We start from the raw sequence: 24,760 nt of genomic DNA on the forward strand, positions 1-24,760 counted from the left end.
TGCCTCGGCTCGTAGCTGGCTGCCACTCTTCCGAGGCAAATATATTGTAACAGGAGAATATGGATGAAACTGTTTTTATGTTCGCACTTTTCAAGTGTAGGAAGTTTGATAAAAGAAGAAATTGATAACAAGAAAGTCGCATTTATTCCCACAGCTTCGCTGCGTGAAGGCTATACCGGTTATGTCGGCTCGGCTCGAAAGCTATTCAATAAACTGGGAGCAGCCGTAACGGAAATTGATATTTCAACGGAGGCTTATTTAACGATACAGTCCGTTTTTGAAGATGCGGATGTGATATATTTTACTGGTGGAAATTCTTTCTTCCTTATGGACCAGCTCCGTAAAACGGGAACGGATGAGCTATTGAAGAAGGAATTGGCAAAGGGAAAACTGATGATCGGTGAATCGGCAGGTGCGATTATATGCGCTCCAACCATCCAATATATTGAACAAATGGATGAAAAGCCGGAGGACTACTCACAAGAAGATGATGCAGGGCTTGATTTGATTGATTTCTATGTTCTTCCGCATTATCTTACAGCACCATTTAAGAAAGTTACCGAGAAAATAATGACTGAATTTTCGGATTTGAATCTATGCCCAATTAACAACCGTCAGGGAATTGTAATTGATGGTGAAGGTTCAAAGGTTATTTGCAAAGACTAATTTGATAATTCAAGTTTAACGAACAGGAGATGATGATCGCATGAAAATCCTATATGAACTATCTTGGCTATGGGAAACGCTGGGCATTGCACTTTTGGCTGCGGCTGTCTGCGTGGCTTGCGCCGCGCTGATCTGCAAAGCAGCGAAGAAGAAACTCGGCAAAAAGGTATTGGCAGTCATAGGGGCTGCTGCATTTGTGGGCGCGATTCTGGCGGTCATTCTAATCGCCCGGACACCGATGCCGCTTTGATAAGACAGGAGGCTTTTGCTATGGATAAGGGAAGATATTCGATCATATTCAGCAGCTTGACCGGTAACACGAAAAAACTTGCCGAGACAATTCGCGCAGTGCTTCCGGCAGAAAACTGTGATTATTACGGTGTGCCTGAAACGCAAGAACTGCACTCTGAAATACTCTATATTGGATTCTGGACGGATAAAGGCAACGCGGATAATGCTACCTTGGAACTGCTGTCAAAGCTGAGAGGCAAAAAGGTTTTCCTTTTCGGAACGGCGGGCTTCGGTGGCAGTGCGGCATATTTTCAGAAGATCCTCGATCACGTTAAGCAGTCTGTTGACCCAAGCAATACTGTGATCGGAGAATATATGTGTCAGGGTAAAATGCCGCAGTCTGTACGGGATTGCTATATGAAAATGAAGGCACAGCCGGAGCATCCGGCAAATATTGATGCGTTGATTGAAAACTTTGACCGTGCGCTTTCCCATCCGGATGAGGACGATTTAGAAAGACTTAGAAAAATCATTTTGGGATGACGGCTTTGACAGCAGAAATAGAAAAATGGTTGTACTTATCGAGCAGATAGAGATTCCGGCTTCCTATGAGAAAATGGAGGCATGGACCGCTAACTTTGAGGAAGAGTTTGTGAAATGGAGTCCCTACCACATCGAATGCAATCTCTATAACGGGAACTATCATGCGGGAAGCAAGGTCCGCTTCCGCGAGATTGTTATGGGGCTGGACTACGATGTGACAGGCACGATTACGAAATGCGAACAGGATGAGAACCACTTCCGCATTGTATTCCAGAGCGACAAAAAGACGGCGTTCATCACCTTTGAAGGAAAAAGAACTGAAACAGGATGCCATTTCTCTCACACCGAGGCTTTCGGTATGACAACGCCGGTAATTGGGGCGTTCATGAACTTTCTGATCTTCAAGGTGTTTTTCAGGAAAAAGGCAAACTGGCAGCTTATCCGGGATGATATGATTCTGGATAACAGGTATTTATATGACATTCTGACCGAGGGAAAATACCCGGAAAGAATCCCGCTGGACAAGCTGCTGACCGGCGCGAAGTAACCGAATGGGAGGGCTTGATCATGCCGCTTCAAATCGTCAGAAATGACATCACAAAAATGAAGGTGGATGCTATCGTCAACGCTGCCAACGAGTCGCTGCTGGGTGGCGGCGGTGTGGACGGCTGCATTCATCGCGCTGCAGGACCGGAGCTGCTGGCAGAATGTGAAACGCTCCACGGCTGCGAAACCGGGAGCGCAAAGATCACGAAGGGCTATCGTCTGCCCTGCAAATATGTCATTCACGCAGTCGGTCCGCGCTGGTATGACGGACGGCATGGTGAGCGCGAACGGCTGATCTCATGCTATCAGACTTCGCTCATGCTGGCGAAGGAATACGGATGTGAGTCTGTTGCGTTCCCGCTGATTTCCTCTGGCATTTTCGGCTATCCGAAGGATCAGGCTCTCAAGGTTGCGATTGATACCATCAGCAGCTTCCTTCTCGAAAACGAAATGACGGTGTACATCGTCATCTTCGACCGCAAAGCCTATCAAATCAGCGGCAAGCTGTTTGCCGACATTGCTGCATACATAGATGACCGCTATGTGGACGAGCATACCGATAGTCGTTATGAGCGTCTGCGCAGAATGAGTTCCTTCCAGATGGAAGAACCCATGCCCTGCGAGTCATCCGTTTGCGATGAAGCTATTGAAAAGCTCACATCTCCTATGGCAGTCAGCTCCGAGAAGGCGGCAACTCTTGACGATGCACTGGAACAGATCGACGAGAGCTTTTCCGAGATGCTGCTGCGGAAGATTGACGAATGCGGCATGACGGACGCACAGTGCTACAAGAAGGCGAATATTGACCGGAAGCTCTTCTCGAAGATCCGCTCGGACAAGTCCTACAAGCCTTCCAAACCCACCGTTATTGCATTTGCCATCGCCCTTGAGCTGCCGCTTTTGGAAATGAAGGATATGCTCATGAAGGCGGGCTTTGCACTCTCCCACTCCAACAAGTTTGACATCATCGTGGAGTATTTCGTGGAGCGTGGAAACTATAACGTCTTTGAGATCAACGAGGCTCTGTTTGCATTTGACCAGAGTTTAATAGGAGCATAAGGTCTATGGATAAAGTATTTCAGAAATTTTTGCGAAGTGGTATTGAACTCTCTGTCGTAGGAGTGGAGTGTCGTGAAGATAACAACCCTTACTTTTGCACGCCCAAAGGTGCATCTATTTTTGGCTGGGCTGGCGTGGATGGCATTCACTTCTGCTTTGTTCGAGGCTTCGGCAGTATGGTATTTTCCGTCAGCCCCATGAACTCGGCTCCGGATTTCGTTCATCCGCTGGCAAACAATTTTGCAGACTTTCTGAGGCTGCTCCTTGCTTGCGATGATTCGGCAGCGTTGGAACAGGCGTGGATGTGGGATAAAGCCCAATTTGAAGCCTTTTTGCGGGACAACACTCCGACGCATGAACAGAAAAAAGCGCTATCAGAGCTTGCCGAGAAAATGAAATTGACGCCTATGGAACAACCGTGGGCATACATCAAAAAGCTGCAAGCATCCTTTGATTATAGCAAGATCAAGTACACCGAAGACTATTATGATGTTGATATGAACCCGGAAGCAGAACCGACCATACCTGAATGGAAGGTCTACTTTGATGGAGACTTCTGGGGACATTCAGGAAAAGACCGTTCCGGAACGGAACTCCGGTTGAATAAGCAATTTGACTGGGCAGGACATCATTGGGTTATTCCTGCGGCGTATTCTTGCAGCAAGGGGCTCGTCATGGACTTTTGTATGCGAACCCCAGAGGATGACATCCGCAAGTTCATGACGAAATGGGATTTGCACCCCGAAAACGACTCCTGCGAATACTTCACGCAGGAGCAGCAAATGCAAATTGATTTAGACAATCCGCTTTGCCTTGACTTTATTCCTCGTTTGGAATTGAACGGGAAAACGATGCAAACCTCCCACGGCTGCTCGGTGGTTTATAATCCGTGTTTGCCGGATGGGATGATCAATGAATTGGAAGCAAAGTGGGCGTTGGAACACTATGACTTGGATATATCCTATGGATGGATGATTTTTCGGGCAGCTTTTCCGTGGGCAAGCAAACGCCGTACTGAAATAAAATCCCTCTCCTTTACGATGGAGCAGCGGTCATGCCGTGTCCCGGGACCACATTTCAAGACACACGCTCCCGGCGATTCGTTTTCTTTCACCCATCCGGTCAGCGGCACAAAATACACATTAACCGTACAGGAATTGGAGCGGCAGACAATTTCCGAAAAGCGTTTCGGCTCTGACCGCTGGTTTTATCCGACGCATTTTACCGCCATGAGCTATACGCTTTCTCCTGAACCGGACAGCGATATTTCGATCTGTGATTGTGCTGAGGGGGACAAGCCTTTGAAAATTGCGCCATGCTCTGACCGCTATGCACCGGAGGCACGAAACAATATGGCTTGTATCGGCATTATCGGCGGCGCGGACGGTCCAACCGCAATCGTATGTGGAGGCAGCTCGAAAGAAAAACTCCATGCAGCTTGTTCCGCTCTACACTTTGAGCCGGTGGAGGGTGATATTGAATGGCGTATCGTATTCAACATCAAAAACTCCAATGAAATGTCATTAGAGCTAATCTGAGAAGAAATCGGAGGCGCAGAAGATGAAGCAGCGCATATACATTGCAATCGACCTGAAATCTTTCTATGCCTCCGTGGAATGCCGGGAGCGTGGCTTAGATCCTCTGGATACAAACCTCGTTGTCGCAGACGAAAGCCGGACGGATAAGACCATCTGCCTTGCCGTCACGCCCTCCCTCAAGAACTATGGCATCTCCGGGCGTGGACGGCTGTTTGAAGTCAAGCAGCGTGTGAAGGAAGCAAATGCCGGACGGCAGCACGACGCGCCGGGACACAGGCTGGACGGCACATCACACTTCTTCTCTGAGCTACAAGCAGATCCGTCTTTGGCGATTGACTTCATCATCGCACCGCCCCGGATGGCGTATTACATGGAGTACAGCACCCGCATCTATCAGGTCTACCTCAAGTACATTGCGCCGGAGGACATCGTTGTCTACTCCATCGACGAGGTGTTCATGGATGTGACGGACTACCTGAATACCTACAAACTCTCGGCGCATGACCTCGCCATGAAGATCATCCTCGACGTGCTTGAGACAACCGGCATCACAGCAACAGCAGGGATCGGCACGAATCTTTTCCTCTGCAAAGTGGCAATGGACATTGTGGCGAAGCACATCCCCGCCGACAAGAACGGCGTCCGCATTGCAGAGCTGGATGAGATGAAGTTCCGGCGTGAGCTTTGGACGCATCAGCCCCTCACGGACTTCTGGCGCGTAGGTCGAGGCATTGCCAAGAAACTTGAGCAAAACGGGATGTTTACGATGGGCGATGTTGCCCTTTGCTCGGAGCGGAATGAGGACTTGCTTTATAAGCTGTTCGGCAAGAATGCGGAATTGCTCATCGACCATGCGTGGGGATGGGAACCGACCACCATTGAGGCAATCAAGGCATACCGTCCCAGCTCCAACAGCCTCAGCTCCGGTCAGGTATTGCACTGTCCCTATGAGCCGCAGAAGGCGAAGCTTGTTGTGCGGGAAATGACGGACTTGCTTGTGCTGGACTTGGTAGACAAAGGACTTGTCACCGATCAGATGGTTCTCACCGTTGGCTACGACATTGAGAACCTGACCGATCCGGCACGACGGGCAAAGTATCACGGCGCAGTCGAGAAAGACCCCTACGGTCGGGAGATTCCCAAACAGGCGCATGGGTCTATCAACCTCGACAATCACACATCCTCTACGCGAAAAATAATGTGCGCTGTGTCAGAACTCTTCGACCGGATCGTGGACAAGAATCTGCTTGTCCGCCGTATGTACGTTGTTGCAAATCATGTCCTGCCGGAAGCGGACGCGCCGAAGAAAAATGACGGGGTTGTCCAGCTCGACCTCTTCACTGACTATGCCGCCGAAGAGGAAAAGCAGAAAGCTGAGGACGCTGCATTGGAGCGTGAGCGGAAAATACAAGCCGCCACGCTTGCGATCAAAAAGAAGTATGGAAAGAACGCCATCCTCAAGGCGATGAATCTTGAAGAAGGCGCAACCGCGAAAGACCGTAATGCGCAGATCGGCGGGCATAAGGCATAAAGGATCAAACTAATCGGAAATTGTGAAATCCACATATTTTAAGAAGGAGCCTTCGCTTACGCGAAAGCTCCTTTTCTGCACACCTTACTTTTTCAGTTTTAAGCCATCTCGGAATGCTTCGCCCACACGCTCGGTGACTTTATAATAGCCGTGGGTGTAGGGGTCAAATGCGATGGCATTGACCTTAGACATATCAATTTTTCCATCCACCATAACGCTCTCATCGGCAGTGACATTGATCACCTTGCCGATGACGCCGCAGCCGTACTCATTGTTCTGATACTCAATGAACTTGCACTCCAAACAAATCGGGAACTCGTTGATGACCGGCGCATCGACGGCTTCGGCTTTGCTGGCGGTCAGACCGCTGCGGGCAAATTTATCGGCAACTTTATTGCCGGACTCCACACCAAAATAATCCGCTTCGACCATGTGGGCGGCATCGGCAATGCTGACGGTAAATGCGCCCCGTGCCTTGATGTTCTGTACGGTCTTATGAGTCTCGGTGAGGTTCAGCGCAACGGTGTCCCGCTCCTGCATGGTGCCCCATGCGGCGTTCATGACATTCACGCTGCCGTCCTCGTTATAAGTCGCAACCATCAGAACCGGCATCGGGAAAATGCCCTCGGTGATTTTTAATTTCGTTCTCATGATAACTTCTCCTTGTGATCAGATTGACAGGACTGTTCATCCTGCTTATAATTATATCCATGCAAATCATAAATTCAAGTACTGGCAATTATGACAGGTACTATCTTAGGAGAAAGTGGAATGATAAAAAATTACATTGAGAACGCCAATTTCGAGGACACCGGCTTTGCCTACACGCTGTCGCTGATCTCCGGCAAGCACAAGATGGTCATTCTTTACTGCCTGATGGAGTTTGAGACGGTGCGATTCAATGAGCTGAAACGGTATCTGAAAACCATCTCCGACAAGACCCTCAGCACGAACCTCAAGGAGCTGGAAGCGGATAAACTGATCGTCCGCATCGAGTATCCGCAGATCCCGCCGAAGGTGGAATATACGCTTTCGGAACGAGGAAAATCGCTGATGACTGTGCTGGATCAGCTCTGTGTCTGGGGCGAAGAAAACCGGCTGACAGAGTGACAACTTTCAGTTTATCTAAGAGGTGAGATATAGAATGCGCATGAATAATAGGTACGACGAGATTGTCAATCTCCCTCACCACGTCTCCAAGACGCGACCGCAGATGCCGATGTCAGATCGTGCAGCGCAGTTCGCGCCCTTTGCAGCACTCACCGGATATGAGTCCGCCATCAAGGAAACCGGGCGTCTGACCGACGAAAAGATTGAGCTTGACGAGGAATCTCTGACTGCATTGGACATGAAGTATCAGCTTCTCATGGAAGCCCTTGATGACGCGCCGGAAGTTACCATCACCTACTTCCAGCCTGATGAGCGGAAGGCTGGCGGCAAATACATAACAGCAACCGGCGCGGTCAAAAAGGTCGATGATTTTGAGCGGCGAATCACCATGCGGGACGGCACAAGGATTCCGATGGATGACGTTCTAAGTATTGACGGGGAGCTGTTCTCATCGCTGGAATAATGTCGCTTGCCATGCGACCAAATGAAGTGAATACCGAAGTACAATATGACTGTAAGGTGAGACGCCAAGCAGTCATATTTTTTATATACGGAGGTACTGAACATGAGAAAGAACTTGACGGAGATCGTATTCATCCTTGATCGCAGCGGCTCTATGAGCGGACTGGAAGCAGACACCATCGGAGGCTTCAACTCCATGATTGAAAAGCAGAAAAAAGAGAATGGCGAGGCATTGATCTCTACCGTTCTCTTTGACAACGTGAGCGAGGTTATCCATGACCGTGTGCCGGTTCAGAAGGTGGAGCCGATGACCGACAGGGACTATTCCGTTCGCGGCTGCACCGCGCTTCTGGATGCTATCGGCGGAGCGATTCATCACATTGGGAATATCCATAAGTACGCAAGAAAAGAGGATGTCCCTGAACACACACTGTTCGTCATCACAACGGATGGCATGGAGAATGCAAGCCGCCGTTATGACAGCGAGAAGGTCAAGAAGATGATTGAACGACAGAAGGAAAAGTACGGCTGGGAGTTTCTTTTCCTCGGTGCAAACATTGATGCAGTTGAGACGGCAAAGCATTTTGGAATTGGAGCAGATCGAGCGGTCAATTACCACTCTGACCGCGAGGGAACGCAACTCAACTATGAAGTTCTGAGCGAAGCGGTTTCCGCTGTCCGATGCAGCGTACCGCTGGGTACGAATTGGAAAAAACGTATTGATGAGGACTTCAATTCCAGAAAGGACGGGAGAAAGTAATGAGAACAATCACCGTAAAAGGGACAGGCAATGTCTCCGTAAGACCGGATTACATCATCCTATCCCTGAACATTGAAGTCTTATCTGAAACCTATGACCGCGCAATGTTGGAAGCTGCCGAGAGAATCGAAAGACTGCAAGGTGCCGCAGTCCGCGTTGGGTATCGCAAGGAAGACCTGAAAACCACGAGCTTTGATGTCCAGACAAGGTACGAGAACGTCAAGGATCGGCAAGGAAATTACAAGCGGGAGTTTGCAGGATATGCTTGCACCTACCGCCTAAAACTTGCCTTTGACTTTGACAGCAAACAGCTTGCAAAGGTCATTTCTGCGATTGCGGATTGTGGGGCGCAACCAGAACTCAGCATTGCGTTCACCGTGAAAAACCCGGCAAGAGTCAGCGAAGAGCTGCTGATCAATGCGACGGAGAACGCCAGAGCAAAGGCGGAGATTCTTTGCAAAGCATCAGGCAGTACGCTTGGGCAGTTGCTCAACATCGACTACAACTGGGGCGAACTCAATGTTTTTTCCAGAACAAGCTACGATGTTGAAGACTGCATTCAGCCTCTCATGGCGATGAGCAAATGCGCTGCACCAGAAATCGAGCCAGACGATATTGACGTATCTGACACCGTGACTTTTACATGGGGAATCACCTGATCGAATAAATATTTTGTACCACGACCCCCTATTTTGAATAAAAAAAGTCCGTTGTAAAGTGAAGGGGTATTTTACGGGGAGTCTCTGCGAGGGAATACGATTTTAGAGAATAGCAAGCACAGCCGGTGTATATACACACGGCGATTTCCGATTAAGGAAACCCTCCCCTTAATCGCAGAAATGCTTGTTGGGAAGTCTCCCAAACCCTCTTCCTTTACGAAAGGACGGAACGCCGATGGCAAACAGAACGCGACCAAATCAGATACTCTTTTTCGTCTCCGACGATGAGAAAAGAATCATCAAGGCAAAGATGGCGCAGCTCGGAACAAAGAACATGGGAGCATATCTCCGGAAGATGGCGATTGACGGCTATATCATCAAGGTGGATTACACGCAGCAGAAGAAACTCGCCGCCGCTGTCAGCCGTGTTGCCTCGAATATCAATCAGATTTGCCGCCGCATAAACTCCACTGGACACTTCTATGCGGACGATATTGCAGAGCTGAAAGAAAGGCAGGGTGAGATATGGCAGTTACTAAAATCAAGCCAATCCGAGGAACTGTAAACAAGGCTCTTGCCTATATTCTCGACCCGCAGAAGACCGACGATGCCTTCTATGTTTCCTCCTATGGGTGCGCTGCAAGCGACGCGGCAGCAAAAGAATTTGAATGGACAAGAAACCTTGCAGTGCAGCAAGGAATGCAGATGCCGAAGGTACTTGCCCGTCATCTGATTCAGTCCTTTGACATCGGTGAAGTGACACCGGAAGAAGCGCACGAAGTCGGGAAACAGCTTGCGGACGAATGGCTCAAGGGCAAGTACGAGTATGTGATTGCAACCCACATTGACAAGGGGCATTGCCATAATCACATCATCTTCAATGCTGTGAATTATGTGGACTTCCATGCCTACCGGAGCAACAAGAGAACCTATCGGGAGCTGCGTCAACTCAGCGATGAAATATGCAAAGAACATGGGCTATCTGTGATCCCTCCGTCGCAGAACAAGGGCATGGACTACAAGGAATACACCGAAGCCAAACGCGGCACGAGCTGGAAACAAAAGCTCAAGCAGACCATCGACCGGCTTGTCATCACTGCGAAGGACTACGATGACTTTCTGCGGCTCATGCAGGAAGCCGGTTATGAAATTAAGACCGGCAAATACATTTCCTTCCGCGCTGAAGGTCAGGAGCGATTTACCCGCTCTAAAACCATTGGAGAGAACTACACCGAGGAACGCATCAAGGAACGGATTGCCGGACGGACACCCCGAAGAAGCCAGAGGCAGACCATGCAGAAGGGCATCTCTCTCATCGGAGATATTCAGGAGCGGATCAGGCTCATCGACAGCAAGGGCTATGAGCATAAAGCCAAGCTCACGATCCTCAAGGAAGCGGCGCGGACACTCAACTATCTTACGGAAAACAACTTGCTCCAATACGCCGATCTTGAGAAGAAGGTTGAGGACGTTCACAGCTCCTATGACCGCACCGGCAAGGAGCTGAAAGACGTTGAGGCAAGTCTGCGGGAAGTCCAGCCGCTTATCAAAAACATCTCCAACTACCAGCACCTAAAGCCCGTATATGACGCCTTCCAGAAGGCGAAAGACAAGCCGAGTTTCAAGGCAAAGCACGAAGCAGAGCTTGTGATCTTTGAGGCGGCGCGGAGTACACTGCTTGCCATGCAAGGCGATGAAAAGCTGCCGAGCTTGAAGACGCTCCAAGCGGAACAGCAGAGACTTCTTGAAGAGCAGCAGCGGCTTTATGACGAACGTGCGAGGCTCAAAAAGGAAGCTCGGATGATCGACACTTTGAAGGCAAACGTGGACGATTTCCTCAAGCCAAGCGCAGAGCGCGACCAAGAGTATCAACGCAATTCTCAGCGCGAATAAAGAGAAAAGGAAAGGCAGTTTTCATGAGTAACTGCCTTTCCCTTTTTGAAAATCAAAACCATCAAGAACTTGCATCTTTTTTGTGAACTTGTGCATGAGATAATTGCATTCAAAGAGGTTTTCGTGTATAATAGAATGGAAATCATGATTAGCGGATGAGTAAAGGGGTGCGTATCATGGGAATCAGCTACAAAAAACTTTGGATGCTCCTGATAGAACGAGACATAAAGAAGTCCACCTTCCGGCAAGAGCTTAACCTTGCATCCGGAACATGGACGAAACTGAATAAGGGGGAAGAAGTGTCCCTCTCTATTTTGCTGCGCATCTGCGGCTATTTGAATTGTGACATTGGAGATATTTGTGAGGCTGTGCGGACGGACAACTGATAGGTCCTTTTTCCGTGCGGCTTTTTTATATACCAGTGGAGACGAATTAAATGTTTGTGCGTAGCAGGACTGTTACAAAAAAAGGAGGATAACAGATGGACATTGGCGTAACGATAAGCAAAGTCCGAAAAGAATACAGAGAATACTTACGGGAAACTCACCCGGACTGGGCTGACACGACTATCAGCACCCATGTTTCCGATGCGTTCTATCTGTATCAAAACACTATTGCGCTGTCCTTCTGGAAGTGTTTTGAAAGTGATGCCTCTATGGAGAAAGCGAAAGGCGAAATCTTCGACTACCTAAAACAAGAAGTAATGTCTGATCGAGCAGACGAACGCACTGCACAGTATTATAGAGATTTGAAGCGGCTGAAAGAATTTATTGATTCTAAGGGCGGCGTCAAGACGTATATCGGTTATGAATATGACTGCGAAGTCATTGTCTACAAATATGCTAAGATGGTTTATGATGGCACAATGGAGATGGATGCTGCTGTAAAAGCCATGTGTCAGGAGGTCCCGTGCTTTGGAGAAACCTCGCACAAGCTGACGATCATGCTCTTTGCGTCCATGATGAAGGGCATAAAATACACTCGCAGGTCCAACACTGAAACTACGGTTTACTTCATCGTCCACATTGGGAAAGACTACGGACAGGAGCAAATGGTCAATGCTCTAAAAGCCACTCAGGAGAACATTAAATATTACTACGAGCAAACCGGCAACAAGTCTAACAGCATTCGTAGAGGATGCAAAAAGATCGTCGAAGAGAACAACATTGATATATCCTTCGACGATGAAATCTTTGATGGAATCATTCCGAAGGAGAACACAGATACAGCTCTTTCATCCGACGCTACTGCAACACACTATTGGCTGTACGCAGCGGGTGATGGCTCCGCAAATTGGGAGAATGATTATGCCGAAGGGATTATGGCTATCGGCTGGTCTGACCTTGGCGATCTAATGGAATATAGCTCCAAGGAAGAAATGCGGGCAAAGATGAAAGAGGTCTACGGGGATACTGGCTCATATAAGAATCAGGTTCTTGCTACATGGCAATTTGCAAACGAGCTGAAACCCGGTGATGTCGTCTTTGTTAAAAAAGGCAGAAAACAGATCCTCGGTCGCGGGTTGGTCGAAGGCGAATATGTTTTTGATCCTGAACGCGGTCAATATGCCAATACCCGAAAGGTACGCTGGACAGATAAGGGCGAGTGGGAATTATCAGATCAGGGTGCTATCAAAACGTTGACGGATATTACGTCCTACACAGATTACGTCAAGAAGCTGCAAAACATAATTGACGGAGACAAGCACGAAGACAGCTTCGACGATGCCGCTGACGAGGAAATCACTTTCGAGCCATACACCGCTGATGATTTTCTGACTGATGTGTATATGGACGAAGATCGGTATAAGGTTCTCAAGTCGCTGCTTCTAACCAAAAAGAATGTAATTCTGCAAGGCGCACCGGGCGTGGGAAAAACCTTCGCAGCAAAGAGACTGGCATTTTCTATCATGGGAGAAAAGGACACCAACCGTGTGAAAATGGTTCAGTTTCATCAGAGTTATAGCTATGAAGATTTCATCATGGGTTTCCGCCCGACGGAGACAGGATTTGAACTGCGAAAGGGCGTATTCTACGAGTTTTGCAGACAAGCGGCTGAGGATGATCGTCCATACTTTTTCATTATCGACGAGATCAACAGAGGCAATCTCAGCAAGATTTTTGGCGAACTCTTCATGTTGATTGAGAGTGATAAACGCGGTGTCGAATTGCAGCTTCTATATGCAGATGAGCAGTTCTCCATTCCAAGTAACGTCTATATCATTGGCATGATGAACACTGCTGACCGTAGCCTCGCCATGCTGGACTACGCACTTAGACGTCGTTTTGCTTTCTTTGAGCTTGCTCCGGCATTTTCGTCTGCTGGATTCAGAGCATACAGAACGAAAGTCAATAACCCGAAGTTTGACCGGCTCATTGCAACAGTTGAGCAGCTTAACGACGTAATTGCAAACGATGACTCGCTTGGTGAGGGGTTCTGTATCGGACATAGCTATTTCTGTACAAACGCAACCATCAACGATGAATGGATGCGGTCTGTTGTCGAATATGAACTGATACCTCTTTTGAAAGAATACTGGTTTGACGAGGCAGTTAAAGTGAAGGATTGGAGCCGCACATTACGCGAGGTAGTCAAATGATCCGTGTCCAGAACGTTTATTATATGCTGGCTTATGCGTTCCAAGTGCTGCATGAGCAAGGGTATAAAAATGTCGCCACCGAAGAGTTTGATAATGTGGCTGAACTTCTGTCTGCTATTCTCTGCCGTGGAGTATCTGTCCAGATAAAGAGAGGCTTAATCAGACAATACATTTCAAGAGAGGAAGCACTTGCGTCTCCCCGTGGGAAACTTGAAATTGGTGAATCCATAAAGACACAGGTTATTCGCAAGAAACAGCTCATTTGCAATTATGATGAGTTTTCGGTTGATGCCTACCCAAACCGAATCATCAAAACAACAATGGATTTGCTGCTTCGTGGAAGTATTTCAAAAGCCAGAAAAAAGGAGATCAGGAAGTTGATGATTTTCTTTGATGGCATCAGCATATTGGACATCCATAGTATCAACTGGGACATTCAATATGATCGCAATAATCAAACATATCGGATGTTGATAGCCGTTTGCCGATTTGTGATAAAAGGGCTTTTGCAAACGACAGCCGATGGCTCAACAAAGATTATGGATTATGCAGATGATCAAACAATGGCGAAGCTATACGAGAAGTTTATTCTCGGATACTATCAGCGTGAGCATCCAGAGTTAAAAGCATACTCTCCACAGATTGCGTGGCAAGTCACAGATGGGTACAGAACGCTCTTGCCGACGATGCAGTCCGACATTGTGATTACGAATAAGGCAGCAAAGAAAACGCTCATCATCGACGCCAAATACTACACGCACAATATGCAAATGAAGGCATCGTACATGACGCAGACACTTCATTCCGGAAATCTGTATCAGATTTTCACCTATGTGAAGAACTGGTCTGCCGCGCCGGATGAGGTCGTTTCCGGTATGCTTTTATATGCGGGAACAGACGATGCGATTCAGCCAAACAATGATTATCAAATGAGCGGGAATCAGATCAGTGTGAAGACATTGGACATGGACTGCGACTTTTCTAAAATTGCAGCGCAGCTCGACAGCATTGCTGATCGGATAAAGTAGAGCGTAGGCACTGGACAGCCGTTCTTCTAATCTCACCGCTTCTTAAACAAGCAGATACGCTCTCCGTGGAAAGGAGCAATCATGAGTATACTTGAAAATCCCATACCGAATGAGGTGTTTGATAATGCAGCAAGCCCTCTCACCGATGACAGGGCAGCGTACAAAGACAGCACCTACGAGATCGTTTCAAAGGTGGCTTACCTGATTGGTGTGCCAAAACGCATCTTTGACAACGAACATGAAGCCCCAAAAGTTGAAGTATACAATCGGTTGGACAGCGATAAAACAGCTCGAATTATAAGACATCTTTGCATTGTACGAACTGCGATTGAGCGCAATTTCAAGCGCATCAATGAACGCATGAGATTCCAGTATGAGACCATTCTGAGTATGCCAGAATATGTTCCGCAGGAAAGCATAAATCAGCTAAGTCTTGACGGAGTGAACTTCATCAAAAACACCAGCAAAAAACTGTGCCAACACGTTGTCGAGATTAACAGGTTGATTTGCGATAGAATCAACAACTGCAAGAAGCTCTTTCCCCTCTGGATAAATTGGGATTACATTAAAGCACTTTTCGTCATGCCTGATGGTTTGAAGGAAGATGGTACAAGAGAGGCTGCCGACATTTATTACTCTCATTTGCTTTTTTATCCCTATCAGATGTACATAAACTGGCAGCCGGAGGAAGTCGGCAACATTCTTTACAATGATAAGAAGTTCGTTACCTTGCTGTACAGTTGGAACAACGACTATTTCACCGAATATAGCAAAGTCTCAGATGCGGGGAGTTATATCAAAGGAAGTATTTATGAGTTTATTGAGAGCAGCGAAAAGACTGTTATCGTTGTCGATTGTGAAAACTCTGATCCCTACAAGCTGTGTGCTACCTTAAAAAACCTCGATCACGAGTATACACAAAAAATTGCGTCGATCATTCTCTTTGATGATGTGCATACCGCCTCCGCATGGAGGATATTAGACAGCTTCACCGCAATTCATGTTGAACACATGATGATTGAACGGGTGAAGCAAAGCAAGTCACTCGTTGATGTCATGCTTATTGCACGAACTTGTCAGGAACACTACAAGAATAACGTCGATTCCTTTATTCTTGTTTCCAGCGACTCCGACTACTGGGGGTTAATCTCGTCTCTGCCGGAAGCACGTTTTTTAGTTATGATTGAACGAGAGAACTGCGGACCGGACTTGAAGAATGCACTTCTGAATGCAGGGATATTTTATTGCTATATTGATGACTTCTACTCTGGGAATGCCGAGGACATCAAGCTCGGCGCACTTTTCAAAGAAATGGAGCGTTATATAGACCAAACCGTCAGGCTCAATATCAACGAGATGTTCAGTGCCGCTTTGAAGGCAACGCGCATTGAGATGAGTTCGTCTGAGAAAAAACAGTTCATCGCAAAGTACCTAAAAACAATGCAAATGGAAATTACAGATGATGGTGACGTGGTTTTGCAGTTGAAACGAAAATAAGTCCGGTATTTGGGACACTTGCTATGATAAAATAGAAATGAGGACAGGCTGGCAACCAACAAATGATCCTCAAGTATTGGAGATGAAGATATGGCATACCAAAGCGAAGCGGCTCTTGAACAGCAGTTTATTGAGCAACTGACCAAGCAGGAATATACCACAGTCGCAATTCCTGATTATGACGCGCTGGTGGAGAACTTCAAAGTTCAGTTTGAAGCCTTCAATGCGCCAAAGCTGGATACGCCTATCACCGATAAAGAGTGGGAGCGTATCTTCAACCTCATGCTCGGAAAGTCTGTTTTCCAGAGCGCAAAAATCTTGAGGGATAAGTTTGTCCTTGAGCGTGAAGATGGTACAAAGGCATATCTGTCCTTCTTTGATCAGGACCACACGAAGAACATTTTCCAAGTCACTCATCAAACAACCGTGGTTGGAAAATACGTCAATCGTTACGACGTTACGATTCTCGTAAACGGCTTGCCCCTGATCCAAGTAGAATTAAAGCGCCGTGGCATTGACATCCGCGAGGCAGTCAATCAGGTCATGCGTTATAAGAAACAATAGTGTACCTTTCACGAAAGAAATATCTCAACTCTACTATCATTCAACATCCAAAATGATATACTCGCTTGCCATTCGGTTGCTAAACGGCAGCGTTAGAGCGATAATGCTCTTAGCAATCACAGGAGGTCAAAATCAATGTTCAATATTGACAAGAAGAAATTTGGCGCATTTGTCGCCGCACTTCGCAAAGAAAAAGGAATCACTCAAAAAGAGTTGTCAGAACAACTCTGTATATCTGATAAGGCTGTAAGCAAATGGGAAACGGGAGTTAGCTTGCCCGATACCGTTCTATTGATCCCTCTGGCAAATCTGTTGGATGTTTCCGTTACGGAACTATTGATGTGTGAGAGATTGCCGAACGATGATGTACTAAAACCTGATAAAGTTGAGGATATTGTTAAGACGGCAATCACTTATGCGGACGAAAGCCCTGAAAGGGCATATCATGTAAAGAGCAAGTGGATTGTCTTTTACGGATTTTCCCTTTTGATTTGTTGTATCGGTACATTTCTGAACTATACAACGGCGCAGCCCTGCATGGAAACCTTGGAAACGCTTGCGCTTCTAAGTGCGGTATTCGGCGCGTACTTTTGCTGCTTCGTCCGCACTAAGTTATCAAGTTTTTATGATGAAAACAGTGTAAACATTTTTTATGATGGCCCATTCCGCATGAATGTGCCGGGAGTAAAATTCAATAATCGCAACTGGCCACATATTGTGAGAACTCTCCGCTTGAGTTTGTGCCTGTGTATGATACTATTCCCAATTATTAACATCGTGGCGGGCAGCATTGTAGCAGATGTATGGGAAAACATAGGGAAATATGTTTTCTTGGCTATGTTCCTTTGCGGCGTGCTGTTGCCAATATATGTAGTTGGAAAGAAGTGTGAATAAATTAACTATAACCTGTAATAAAGCGTTGCACTAACTCTGCAAAATCTGCTGCACGACGGCAAAAGAAAAAAAGCCGTCGTACAGCAGTCCCATCAACACGCCTATATGAAACGGCGGCTTTGAATTTCAGAGCCGCCGTTTCTTTGCGCTTGCACAAACTGATGACGACTTGCAGGGACACGGTAGCCGATTGGAGGTTAATCTGCCGTGTCCATTTTACTTTTCCATAGCGTTCATGATCTGCACCAGCTAAAAAAAGCGTAGCCCCTCCATCGGAGCAGTCCGGCTTTGAAAGGTTAAGTGCATGAATCTTCTGAATGACCTCCTGTGATGGAAACGTGAATGCCCCGGCGCTGTGCCAGATGCACAGTGCCGGGGCATTCACGTTTCCAGCGATTTAATTTTCTCCCGACGAGGGACTGTTCGTAGGGTGACGCTTTCCATTTTGCGAAGACGTGAAAACTCAGTGCATTCCGTGGAAGAGTTCACGGGACAGCACACACCGTACACGCTTCCAATAATCACTGTTCAGTGCAATGTGTGTTCACTATCGTTAGTAAATTTACGGTTTTCACAATGCTTGATTCAGAGGGGATATTATTTGCCTTATTCTTGTGTGACATCAAGGGAAACCGGGTCAATGACCGTAACAGATTTACCCTGCTGATGAGCATATCTGACCGTCTTTCCGGTTCCGCTGGGGCTTCCATCCCAAACCGCGATCAGGACATCCGCATGATCAACCATATAACGGTTGCGCTTGTCCATGCAGTCGGGCGAGTAATGGGTTTGAATCAGTGTTTCCTTATCACACTTGGACGCAATGTCGAAATACCGATCTCTCAGAGCTTCCGACCACTTTGCGGCTTGACTTTCACATGGGATGGCGCTTTCGAGCGTAATTCCCGGATAGGATGCTTTCAGCCCCAGCACGATCTCGGCGGCATACATATCTACACCGATTGCCATTCCGGATATAAAGTGCGTGATGCCTTCATTTTCAATGAGACTGATAATTTGCTCTCTGAGAGTTTTTTTGAGGTTTATGCAGCGTTCGTCTTCCTCGTTGAAACCAAACGGGAGGTTTTGCGGACGATGCCCGGTAAAAGCACAGGTCTTCATTCTCTTTTTCATCTCCTTACTATGTATTAGAGACTGCTCCTATGTCTCTGATACATAGTATAGCACAGAGATATGAAATATTCTGTCGAAATAAGGGAAGAAAAAAGGCTGCGTGAAAAATCACACAGCCCATGATGGATTCAGCCATTATCTGCCGTTTCCTGCTGGATCATCAGCTCAACCATCTGCAAAATGCGCTTCTGCGCTTGCGGAGACAACGAAGCAAGTTTCTCTGAGAGTTCAGACGATTTATAGCTTGTCGAATGCTCCAGGACATCACAGAAAATCGCGTCTGCCGAAACCTCAAGCCCATTGAGAAGAATGATCAATTTCTCACAGCGAGGAAACGACATACCACGTTCAACCGTAGAAATATAATTTGCAGTCAGTCCGGTCTTTTCCGCAAGCTCTTCTTGCGAGATTCCGAGGCGTTCTCTGCATTGTTTTACTCGTTTACCTATTCGTTTGTCAATCATAGCGCGTACCTACACCTTTTCTATAACGCTCATAACAATTATATGGGTTAGAGGCATAGTTATACAGAAACGCTAATAGCGACGCTATGTATTAGCGTGTGATTTTCAACGGTATTTACAGAAAAGATACAAAAAAGAGCCTCTGTCGATGCCCGTTTTGGGTATCGGCAGAGGCTCTTGGTTCATTTTCCGGGCATTCAAACAAGTGCCGAAATCGACACTTATTTCTGCGCTAAAGAAAAAACTGCGCGGGGAATACAATCACTTAGGTTGGTCAATTTGCGCCGCTCTGAGGCTTGCAATCACAGGCTTTTTCAACCCCTAACTGTCTACACTGCGATGCCTTGCGGGAGAAGTGCGGACAGGCGATGAGATCCGCACGGAAGCTCTGCTTGCAGCTATGGACGCAGCGGACGCAGAAGCGGTTATACTTCCGGCGTCCGCTGTCCCCGATGAAGAATGACCACTCCTGCCGCCATTTCTGACTTCTGCTCATAAGTCAAGCTCTCCTTTGTGCTTTTTGGGAGGGCAGCACTCCTTCTGCTTTTCAGCCTTTGCGGACTTGAGCCTGTCCATGATGGAGGACTTCTCGCCGGTTTCGGGGGCTTTGGCATCAAGTGTCTTGTCTTCCTTCGGACCGTTGTTGATGATTCCGTCAATCATGCCGTAGTCATCCTCCATCGACATCTCCGCTGCCTTGAGATAGTTTTCCTTCTCAAGTGCCGCCATCCAGCTTTCCTTGCTGATACCGAGCATTCCGCCCTTTGCCGCATGGTCGGCAATCTCCTTTGCATCCACGCACAAGCCCTCGGTGTTATCCGAATAGAGACGGTAAACCTCGCAGCCCTTCTCCAAAGCCTTCTCAGCCGCCTCCTGACCGGCGGGAAGGACGCCAGCCCATGCGTAACCGTAGTCCTTCATATCCTGAACGGAGAGCGCAGGATCGGGCATTTCCGGCACTTCCTTGACCTCAAGGTCGAGAAGGCGGAGCGTGTCATCGTCAAAGCCGTTGTAGACATCATCAAGGATGAGCTTGCCGCGCTCATCGACAATGATGCAAGCCGCCTCATCGCCGTAGGTGTCATGCTCCATCAGATAAAAGCTGTGACCGCCGACTTCATGCTGGTCAATGGTGTGCCACGTCCCGATGTGACCGGCAACTGCCAGACCGGAGGTATCAGCATTCATCTCAAAGTCCTTCTGCTCGGTAGCTTCCTGCTTCTGCTGCTCCTTCGAGATCATGGGGATCGCAACAATCTTATCGCCCAACTTAACAAACTGCTCCGGAACTTTGAAGAGGTCGGAGAACTTCTGCATCTGCTCTACGGTCAGAGAGCCGAAGCTGTCATCCGTCAAGCCGACCACCATGAATGTTCCAGCAACAACATCGTAGATGTCACCGTCCTCATCACGCAGAGCGCGGTTCAGGGGCAGACCTTCCAGCTTGCCTTCCTCGTTGCAGACTAAGGCAACCGGGTCTTCGTAGGGATAAATTGCCTCGATGCAGCCGCCGACCTCATGCTGCAAGGACTTGAGATCCGAGTCAATCTCCTTCACATAAGGCTCCTTTCCCGGCTCAACGACGAGAACGGCGATGGTGCTGTCACGCTCGGCGTCTTCCCCTGAGCCGGTGATCCGGTATTCGTCGGGAATATCGTCCAGCTCACCGTTAAACTGTCTGTCCCAGCGTTCGCTTGCGACGCGGACATAGCCTTCATCGGTGAAGCGTCCCTGTTCATCATAAGCGATGTCGTGACCATAGCGTTCATAGTCGATGTAGTCTGCCAGAGGACCGAGATCCTTTTCGGAGTAGATACCGGCTTCGTTGGCATAGTAATAGCCGAGGTCATATTCGTCGTTGATACCGGGCATGATGTCGTAGCAGTCCAGATTGAACGTCAGGTTGATGAGATCGTCGATGTCGCTGACCTCATCGCAGCCAGCCTCCATAATGGCAACGAGCTTTTCCTGATCGCTCAGGGAAAGCTCGTCAATCAAAGCGGCAAGGTAGTTGAGCTTATCAAGACTCTCGTACTCACCAAGCATCTTCTGAACGCCGTAGATCGGGCATTCGTAGTCGGTGATAAACCACTCTTCGTAGGGCTGACCGAACTCATCCTGCTTGCCGATCCCGATGCGCTCAAAGACCTTCTGCATCTCTTCTTCGGTGGTGGGCAGCTTCACCCACTCACCGACCAGCATACCCTCGTTGTACTTGCCAAGGTTTGTGACGAAGGCTTCAAAATCACCGTCTAATACGGGCATAGGCATCCTCCTTTCAGTCATCCACCATGCCGTCCGGCATGATATACAGTTCCTCAAACTCCGCGTCGGTCATGGCTTCGAGCTTCCGGACAGTCTTATACATCAGCTCTGCGATCTCGCCGTCCATGTCGTTCAGGGTGACGCTCTTCATATCGTCGATCAACCGCTTCCGGCTGGACGTGTTGAAGCAGCACATGAGGTTGAGTTCTTCCACGGTAAAGTTTTTCATATCAGAGTTCCATATCCTTTCCTTTGTTTTTCTGCGGCTTCGGTGTGTGGGGCGGCTGTGCCTTCTGCGCGGATTTCAGCTTGTCACGGATAGATTCACGGGCAGCGGGCTTCTTCGGGATGGTGTCGTAGATGGCAGTTCCAGCGTCTTCTACATAGGAGCGGACATACTGGATGCTCTCAGAAAAGCGGATGGAGCGGTTCTTGTCCTCGATGTTGGTCAGCCGGACTTCATCAGCGGCAAAATCAACCGCGTCAATTCTGCACTTGATGCCATCCACATTCAGCGTTGCGCCGACAGGAATGTAATCTGCGCCTTTGAGTTCCTTAAAGGTCTCGCCGTCCTTGCTGAGAAAGACATCCGCTCCGGACTGCCAGAGCTTCTTTGATGCAGCTACCCATGCGCTTTCACGGAAACCAGTAACCGGCACGGAAGGCTTGCCACGCACCTTCTTTTCAAGAAGTTTTGTGCCGAGAAGCGGCGCGGCTTTCTTTGCGTCCTTGCCGTACAGCTCAAAATAGCCGTTCTGAGCAAAGCAGACCAGCGCATCCGGATGAGCCTTTTTGACTGCCTCATATTTGCGGAGTTCTGCGACGGGGAGCGGCGAAAGCACCTCTGTCCTATCTGCCTCCGGCAGTCTGTCACGGCGGCTTTTCTGCTTAGACAGCACTTCCACCAGAGCATCCGCGTCCTTCGGGAGCGTCTGGTGTGTCTTGACGCCGCCATGCTCACCGATCAGAGCCATTGCTGTATCGAAGCTGCTGCGGCAGGGGGCTTCCAGCATAAAGCCATCTGCAAAGGTCAGCCGGTCGTGATCCGGCGCAACCGAGTTCTGCGCCACATTTGCCGCCTGCTCCCGGTAGTTGATCTCAAAGGCATCTCCGAAGACCTTGCCGCGCTTAACGGCTTTCGGGACAATAACGCGGGCAATGCACTCGTCGTAGGTCTGTTCCGCATAGAAACGGAAGGTGTTGTGATCTCGCGTTCCCTGAATAAAGACCTGATTTTCATTGAGGCAGTGCGTCCCATGCGGACGGCAGAACCACATCAGCGTCTTGTCTTCGGGATTCTGGCTTTCGGCGGCGCGGCGGATGATGCGCTTGTCGATGTCGAAGTCTTCCTTGTAGCTGTCCACATGACTATCCACGAGCTTCTGAAGCTCCGCGATGATGTCAACGTCTGTGTATTTCTTCATGCGTCTCCTTTCTCACAACTCCATGTCGTGTGTTTTGGATTTGACCGGGGATTTCTTCTCCGGCTGTGTTTTCGCGGCAGCTTTGAGCTGATCGCGGATGGAGGGCTTTTCCTGCTTCTGCTCCTGCTTAATGTATTCCAGCGTCGGCAGCAGCTCACGATAACAGCCCTGTGTTTTCCGCGCTGCATGACGGCGATGGATTTTGAACAGCGGCTCACCATTCTGCGTGACCGTGTTGCCATCAATTCTAACGCCGTTCCGCGCCAGCAGATTGAAGGAGTGATTGGAGGCGCGATAGGACGCCCGCATTCCGTCATTGTTATAGGCAATCTGCCCCTTGAGCGTGTCCATGACTGCGGCTTTGATTTCCTTCTCTTCGGCGGTCAGACGGTGTGCCTTCGGTGCTTCCTCCGGCATGGGGGCAATGGGAGAATTGACCTCCACGGTTTTTACCTCAATCGAGGTAATCTCATCGTTCTCCCACGCAACAACCTCCGGGTCTCTTTCCTCTGTTTTCTCAGAAGTGACTTCCTTTTGAGCTTCGGACTGCTGGCGGAACGCATCCACGAAAAGTGCCGTCAGTCCGGGATTGGGTTTATCCACAAGGAAGCGGGAGGCATTCTCCGGGCAGACCTCAATGCTCTTCGCCCACTCCTTGAGGGGCTGCGGAATGCGCCCGTCAAAGTCTTTCTGCTGGATGGTGTTTGCGAGGACATATCGGACACGCTCCGGAGAGAACTGCTCAAGGACACTTTTCACGGCAGCATCCGCATCCAGCCGGTTATCACCGTAGTTGGAGCTGATCGCCGCTTCAATCGCCCTGCGGCATTCCACGTTTGCGGCGAGAGAGGCACGGTATGACTCCAGCTCACCGGCTTCATAGGCGTAATTCGCCGTCTCGCGGTAAATGGGGACTTCCGGCTTTTCCTCCGAAACAGCTTCCTTTACGGGAGCTTCGACTTCCATCTCTGCGGACTGTGCTTTCTCTGCCAGCAGCACCTTGAGCTTTGCGTCAATGCCCTCGATCATTTCAGCCGCCGTCTTGCGGATGGTGTCCAGAGAGCTTTTCAGCTCCTTGGTTTCCTTGCCGGATGACCAACCGGCGATATAGCCGAAAGAGTAGTCCGAGGTTTCAATGCCGTACCGCTGGCAGACGGTGTAGGCAACGCTTTCCGCTTCAACCTCCTTGGTGTGCCGATCCTTCTTATCTTCTGGCGCGGCTTTCTCATCCGGCTTGACGGCGTGGAGCTTCGCGTGGGCGATCTCGTGAATGGCGGTTTTGACCGTCTGGATTTCGCTCATGCCCTCCTGAATGGCAATGCGGCTTTCAACCGGCGAGAAGAATCCCTTTGCACCGCCCGGAATGTCCTCAAAGGAAATAGGGACGGGAGATTCCTGCCTAAGCGCGTCGAAGAACGCCTCGTAGTTTTCGACGGTGCCTTTCAGCTCATCGACGATGATGTCCGGAAGCTCCTTGCCGTCCGTCTGGGAAACATCAAAGACACTTACCACCTTGAAGGCAGGACGCAGGACCTCAACCGTTTCCGTGACAGCCTTTCCGTCTGCGCCGATCACCGGCTTCTGCGTCAAAGGGTCAATCTTCTCGCGCTCTTCCTGCGCCTTGTACGGCGCGGGTGCAAGAATCTTGATGCCCTTTTCACCCTTCATGACCTGACGGTCAAAGTTACGCTGCCACGAGGTATAACCGGCAACGTAGGTTGCTTCCGGCTTCTGCATTGCAATGAGCAGCGTGTTGTTGAAGGAATAGTTGTAGAACTTGGACATCGTGCGGAGATATTCCTTGAACCGCTCGGATTCAAACAGCTCCTTGATGCCCTGTTCCAGCTTGTCCGTGATTTCGCGGACTTGCTGTGCATTTTTGTTTTCAGCCAT

The 24,760-nt window shown here is 48.8% G+C and carries 27 protein-coding genes; 19 read left to right on the plus strand and 8 right to left on the minus strand.

All coding sequences use genetic code 11. The features are described 5' to 3' along the window. Nucleotides 1-63: 63 nt before the first annotated feature. Genes DWV16_RS15575 through DWV16_RS15605 form a run of 7 tightly spaced genes read left to right on the plus strand, consistent with a single transcriptional unit; the run spans nucleotide 64 to nucleotide 6,114 of the window. The gene (locus DWV16_RS15575; RefSeq protein ID WP_055039195.1) at nucleotides 64-666 is read left to right on the plus strand and encodes a Type 1 glutamine amidotransferase-like domain-containing protein; all 603 of its coding nucleotides are present in this window, start codon (nucleotides 64-66) and stop codon (nucleotides 664-666) included. A gap of 40 nt (nucleotides 667-706) precedes the next feature. Continuing rightward, on the plus strand, nucleotides 707-916 hold the full coding sequence (locus tag DWV16_RS15580; protein ID WP_118480133.1) for a hypothetical protein: 210 nt from the start codon (nucleotides 707-709) through the stop codon (nucleotides 914-916). 20 nt (nucleotides 917-936) lie between these two features. Then, entirely contained in the window at nucleotides 937-1,440 is a 504-nt protein-coding gene (gene bilS, locus DWV16_RS15585) for a flavodoxin family protein BilS (protein WP_118480135.1), read from the plus strand. 25 nt (nucleotides 1,441-1,465) lie between these two features. Then, nucleotides 1,466-1,987, plus strand: coding sequence for an SRPBCC family protein (locus DWV16_RS15590; RefSeq protein ID WP_118480137.1), 522 nt, complete (start codon nucleotides 1,466-1,468; stop codon nucleotides 1,985-1,987). Nucleotides 1,988-2,007: 20 nt separating this feature from the next. After that, entirely contained in the window at nucleotides 2,008-3,045 is a 1,038-nt protein-coding gene (locus tag DWV16_RS15595; protein ID WP_118480139.1) for an O-acetyl-ADP-ribose deacetylase, read from the plus strand. Between the two features lie 5 nt (nucleotides 3,046-3,050). Beyond that, nucleotides 3,051-4,583 (plus strand): hypothetical protein, encoded by a 1,533-nt coding sequence (locus DWV16_RS15600; RefSeq protein WP_118480141.1) that lies wholly within the window; start codon nucleotides 3,051-3,053, stop codon nucleotides 4,581-4,583. A gap of 22 nt (nucleotides 4,584-4,605) precedes the next feature. Then, the gene (locus DWV16_RS15605; protein WP_118480143.1) at nucleotides 4,606-6,114 is read left to right on the plus strand and encodes a DNA methylase; all 1,509 of its coding nucleotides are present in this window, start codon (nucleotides 4,606-4,608) and stop codon (nucleotides 6,112-6,114) included. 84 nt (nucleotides 6,115-6,198) lie between these two features. On the opposite strand, the gene DWV16_RS15610 is transcribed toward DWV16_RS15605, so the two are convergent. After that, a complete protein-coding gene (locus tag DWV16_RS15610; RefSeq protein ID WP_118480145.1) occupies nucleotides 6,199-6,765 on the minus strand; it encodes a flavin reductase family protein in 567 nt (188 codons plus the stop codon). Nucleotides 6,766-6,885: 120 nt separating this feature from the next. Here DWV16_RS15610 and DWV16_RS15615 point away from each other — a divergent pair, with 120 nt between their 5' ends. The 12 genes from DWV16_RS15615 (at nucleotide 6,886) to DWV16_RS15670 (ending at nucleotide 17,580) form a co-directional block, all read left to right on the plus strand. Then, entirely contained in the window at nucleotides 6,886-7,224 is a 339-nt protein-coding gene (locus DWV16_RS15615) for a helix-turn-helix domain-containing protein (RefSeq protein ID WP_118480147.1), read from the plus strand. Nucleotides 7,225-7,264: 40 nt separating this feature from the next. Further along, nucleotides 7,265-7,687 (plus strand): YolD-like family protein, encoded by a 423-nt coding sequence (locus DWV16_RS15620; RefSeq protein WP_118480183.1) that lies wholly within the window; start codon nucleotides 7,265-7,267, stop codon nucleotides 7,685-7,687. A 102-nt stretch (nucleotides 7,688-7,789) separates the two neighbouring features. Continuing rightward, nucleotides 7,790-8,446, plus strand: a complete 657-nt coding sequence (locus DWV16_RS15625) for a VWA domain-containing protein (protein WP_118480149.1) — start codon at nucleotides 7,790-7,792, stop codon at nucleotides 8,444-8,446. After that, entirely contained in the window at nucleotides 8,446-9,105 is a 660-nt protein-coding gene (locus DWV16_RS15630; protein ID WP_118480151.1) for an SIMPL domain-containing protein, read from the plus strand. The genes DWV16_RS15625 and DWV16_RS15630 overlap by 1 nt, the downstream gene beginning before the upstream one ends. A gap of 235 nt (nucleotides 9,106-9,340) precedes the next feature. Continuing rightward, on the plus strand, nucleotides 9,341-9,670 hold the full coding sequence (gene mobC / locus DWV16_RS15635; RefSeq protein ID WP_118480153.1) for a plasmid mobilization relaxosome protein MobC: 330 nt from the start codon (nucleotides 9,341-9,343) through the stop codon (nucleotides 9,668-9,670). Further along, nucleotides 9,631-10,998, plus strand: coding sequence for a relaxase/mobilization nuclease domain-containing protein (locus DWV16_RS15640; protein WP_118480155.1), 1,368 nt, complete (start codon nucleotides 9,631-9,633; stop codon nucleotides 10,996-10,998). The genes mobC and DWV16_RS15640 overlap by 40 nt, the downstream gene beginning before the upstream one ends. A gap of 176 nt (nucleotides 10,999-11,174) precedes the next feature. Then, nucleotides 11,175-11,384: a helix-turn-helix transcriptional regulator gene (locus tag DWV16_RS15645; protein WP_118480157.1), complete on the plus strand. Its 210-nt coding sequence runs from the start codon at nucleotides 11,175-11,177 to the stop codon at nucleotides 11,382-11,384. 95 nt (nucleotides 11,385-11,479) lie between these two features. Beyond that, a complete protein-coding gene (locus DWV16_RS15650; protein ID WP_118480159.1) occupies nucleotides 11,480-13,597 on the plus strand; it encodes an AAA family ATPase in 2,118 nt (705 codons plus the stop codon). After that, entirely contained in the window at nucleotides 13,594-14,625 is a 1,032-nt protein-coding gene (gene mcrC, locus DWV16_RS15655) for a 5-methylcytosine-specific restriction endonuclease system specificity protein McrC (protein WP_118480161.1), read from the plus strand. The genes DWV16_RS15650 and mcrC overlap by 4 nt, the downstream gene beginning before the upstream one ends. Before the next feature lie 81 nt (nucleotides 14,626-14,706). Beyond that, nucleotides 14,707-16,122 carry an NYN domain-containing protein gene (locus DWV16_RS15660; RefSeq protein ID WP_243007341.1) on the plus strand — a complete coding sequence of 472 codons (1,416 nt, stop codon included), beginning with the start codon at nucleotides 14,707-14,709 and terminating at the stop codon, nucleotides 16,120-16,122. A 90-nt stretch (nucleotides 16,123-16,212) separates the two neighbouring features. Next, the gene (locus DWV16_RS15665; protein ID WP_243007342.1) at nucleotides 16,213-16,686 is read left to right on the plus strand and encodes a type I restriction endonuclease; all 474 of its coding nucleotides are present in this window, start codon (nucleotides 16,213-16,215) and stop codon (nucleotides 16,684-16,686) included. Between the two features lie 135 nt (nucleotides 16,687-16,821). Next, on the plus strand, nucleotides 16,822-17,580 hold the full coding sequence (locus DWV16_RS15670) for a helix-turn-helix domain-containing protein (RefSeq protein WP_118480163.1): 759 nt from the start codon (nucleotides 16,822-16,824) through the stop codon (nucleotides 17,578-17,580). A 606-nt stretch (nucleotides 17,581-18,186) separates the two neighbouring features. Here the strand turns inward: DWV16_RS15670 and DWV16_RS15680 are convergent. From DWV16_RS15680 to DWV16_RS15710, 7 genes are all read right to left on the minus strand, one after another. Further along, entirely contained in the window at nucleotides 18,187-18,702 is a 516-nt protein-coding gene (locus DWV16_RS15680) for an SLOG family protein (RefSeq protein ID WP_243007343.1), read from the minus strand. Nucleotides 18,703-18,842: 140 nt separating this feature from the next. Continuing rightward, nucleotides 18,843-19,178 carry a helix-turn-helix domain-containing protein gene (locus DWV16_RS15685; protein WP_008396821.1) on the minus strand — a complete coding sequence of 112 codons (336 nt, stop codon included), beginning with the start codon at nucleotides 19,176-19,178 and terminating at the stop codon, nucleotides 18,843-18,845. 274 nt (nucleotides 19,179-19,452) lie between these two features. Then, nucleotides 19,453-19,674: a hypothetical protein gene (locus DWV16_RS15690; RefSeq protein ID WP_081027730.1), complete on the minus strand. Its 222-nt coding sequence runs from the start codon at nucleotides 19,672-19,674 to the stop codon at nucleotides 19,453-19,455. Next, nucleotides 19,671-21,443, minus strand: a complete 1,773-nt coding sequence (locus tag DWV16_RS15695) for an antirestriction protein ArdA (protein ID WP_243007344.1) — start codon at nucleotides 21,441-21,443, stop codon at nucleotides 19,671-19,673. The genes DWV16_RS15690 and DWV16_RS15695 overlap by 4 nt, the downstream gene beginning before the upstream one ends. Nucleotides 21,444-21,456: 13 nt before the next feature. Beyond that, nucleotides 21,457-21,672, minus strand: coding sequence for a transposon-transfer assisting family protein (locus DWV16_RS15700; protein WP_008982715.1), 216 nt, complete (start codon nucleotides 21,670-21,672; stop codon nucleotides 21,457-21,459). 1 nt (nucleotide 21,673) lies between these two features. Further along, nucleotides 21,674-22,867, minus strand: coding sequence for a DNA mismatch repair protein MutS (locus DWV16_RS15705; protein ID WP_118480169.1), 1,194 nt, complete (start codon nucleotides 22,865-22,867; stop codon nucleotides 21,674-21,676). Nucleotides 22,868-22,879: 12 nt separating this feature from the next. After that, entirely contained in the window at nucleotides 22,880-24,760 is a 1,881-nt protein-coding gene (locus DWV16_RS15710; protein ID WP_118480171.1) for a DUF3849 domain-containing protein, read from the minus strand.

This window comes from Anaerotruncus sp. AF02-27 (genome assembly GCF_003465835.1).
Taxonomy (GTDB): Bacteria; Bacillota; Clostridia; order Oscillospirales; family Ruminococcaceae; genus Anaerotruncus; species Anaerotruncus rubiinfantis.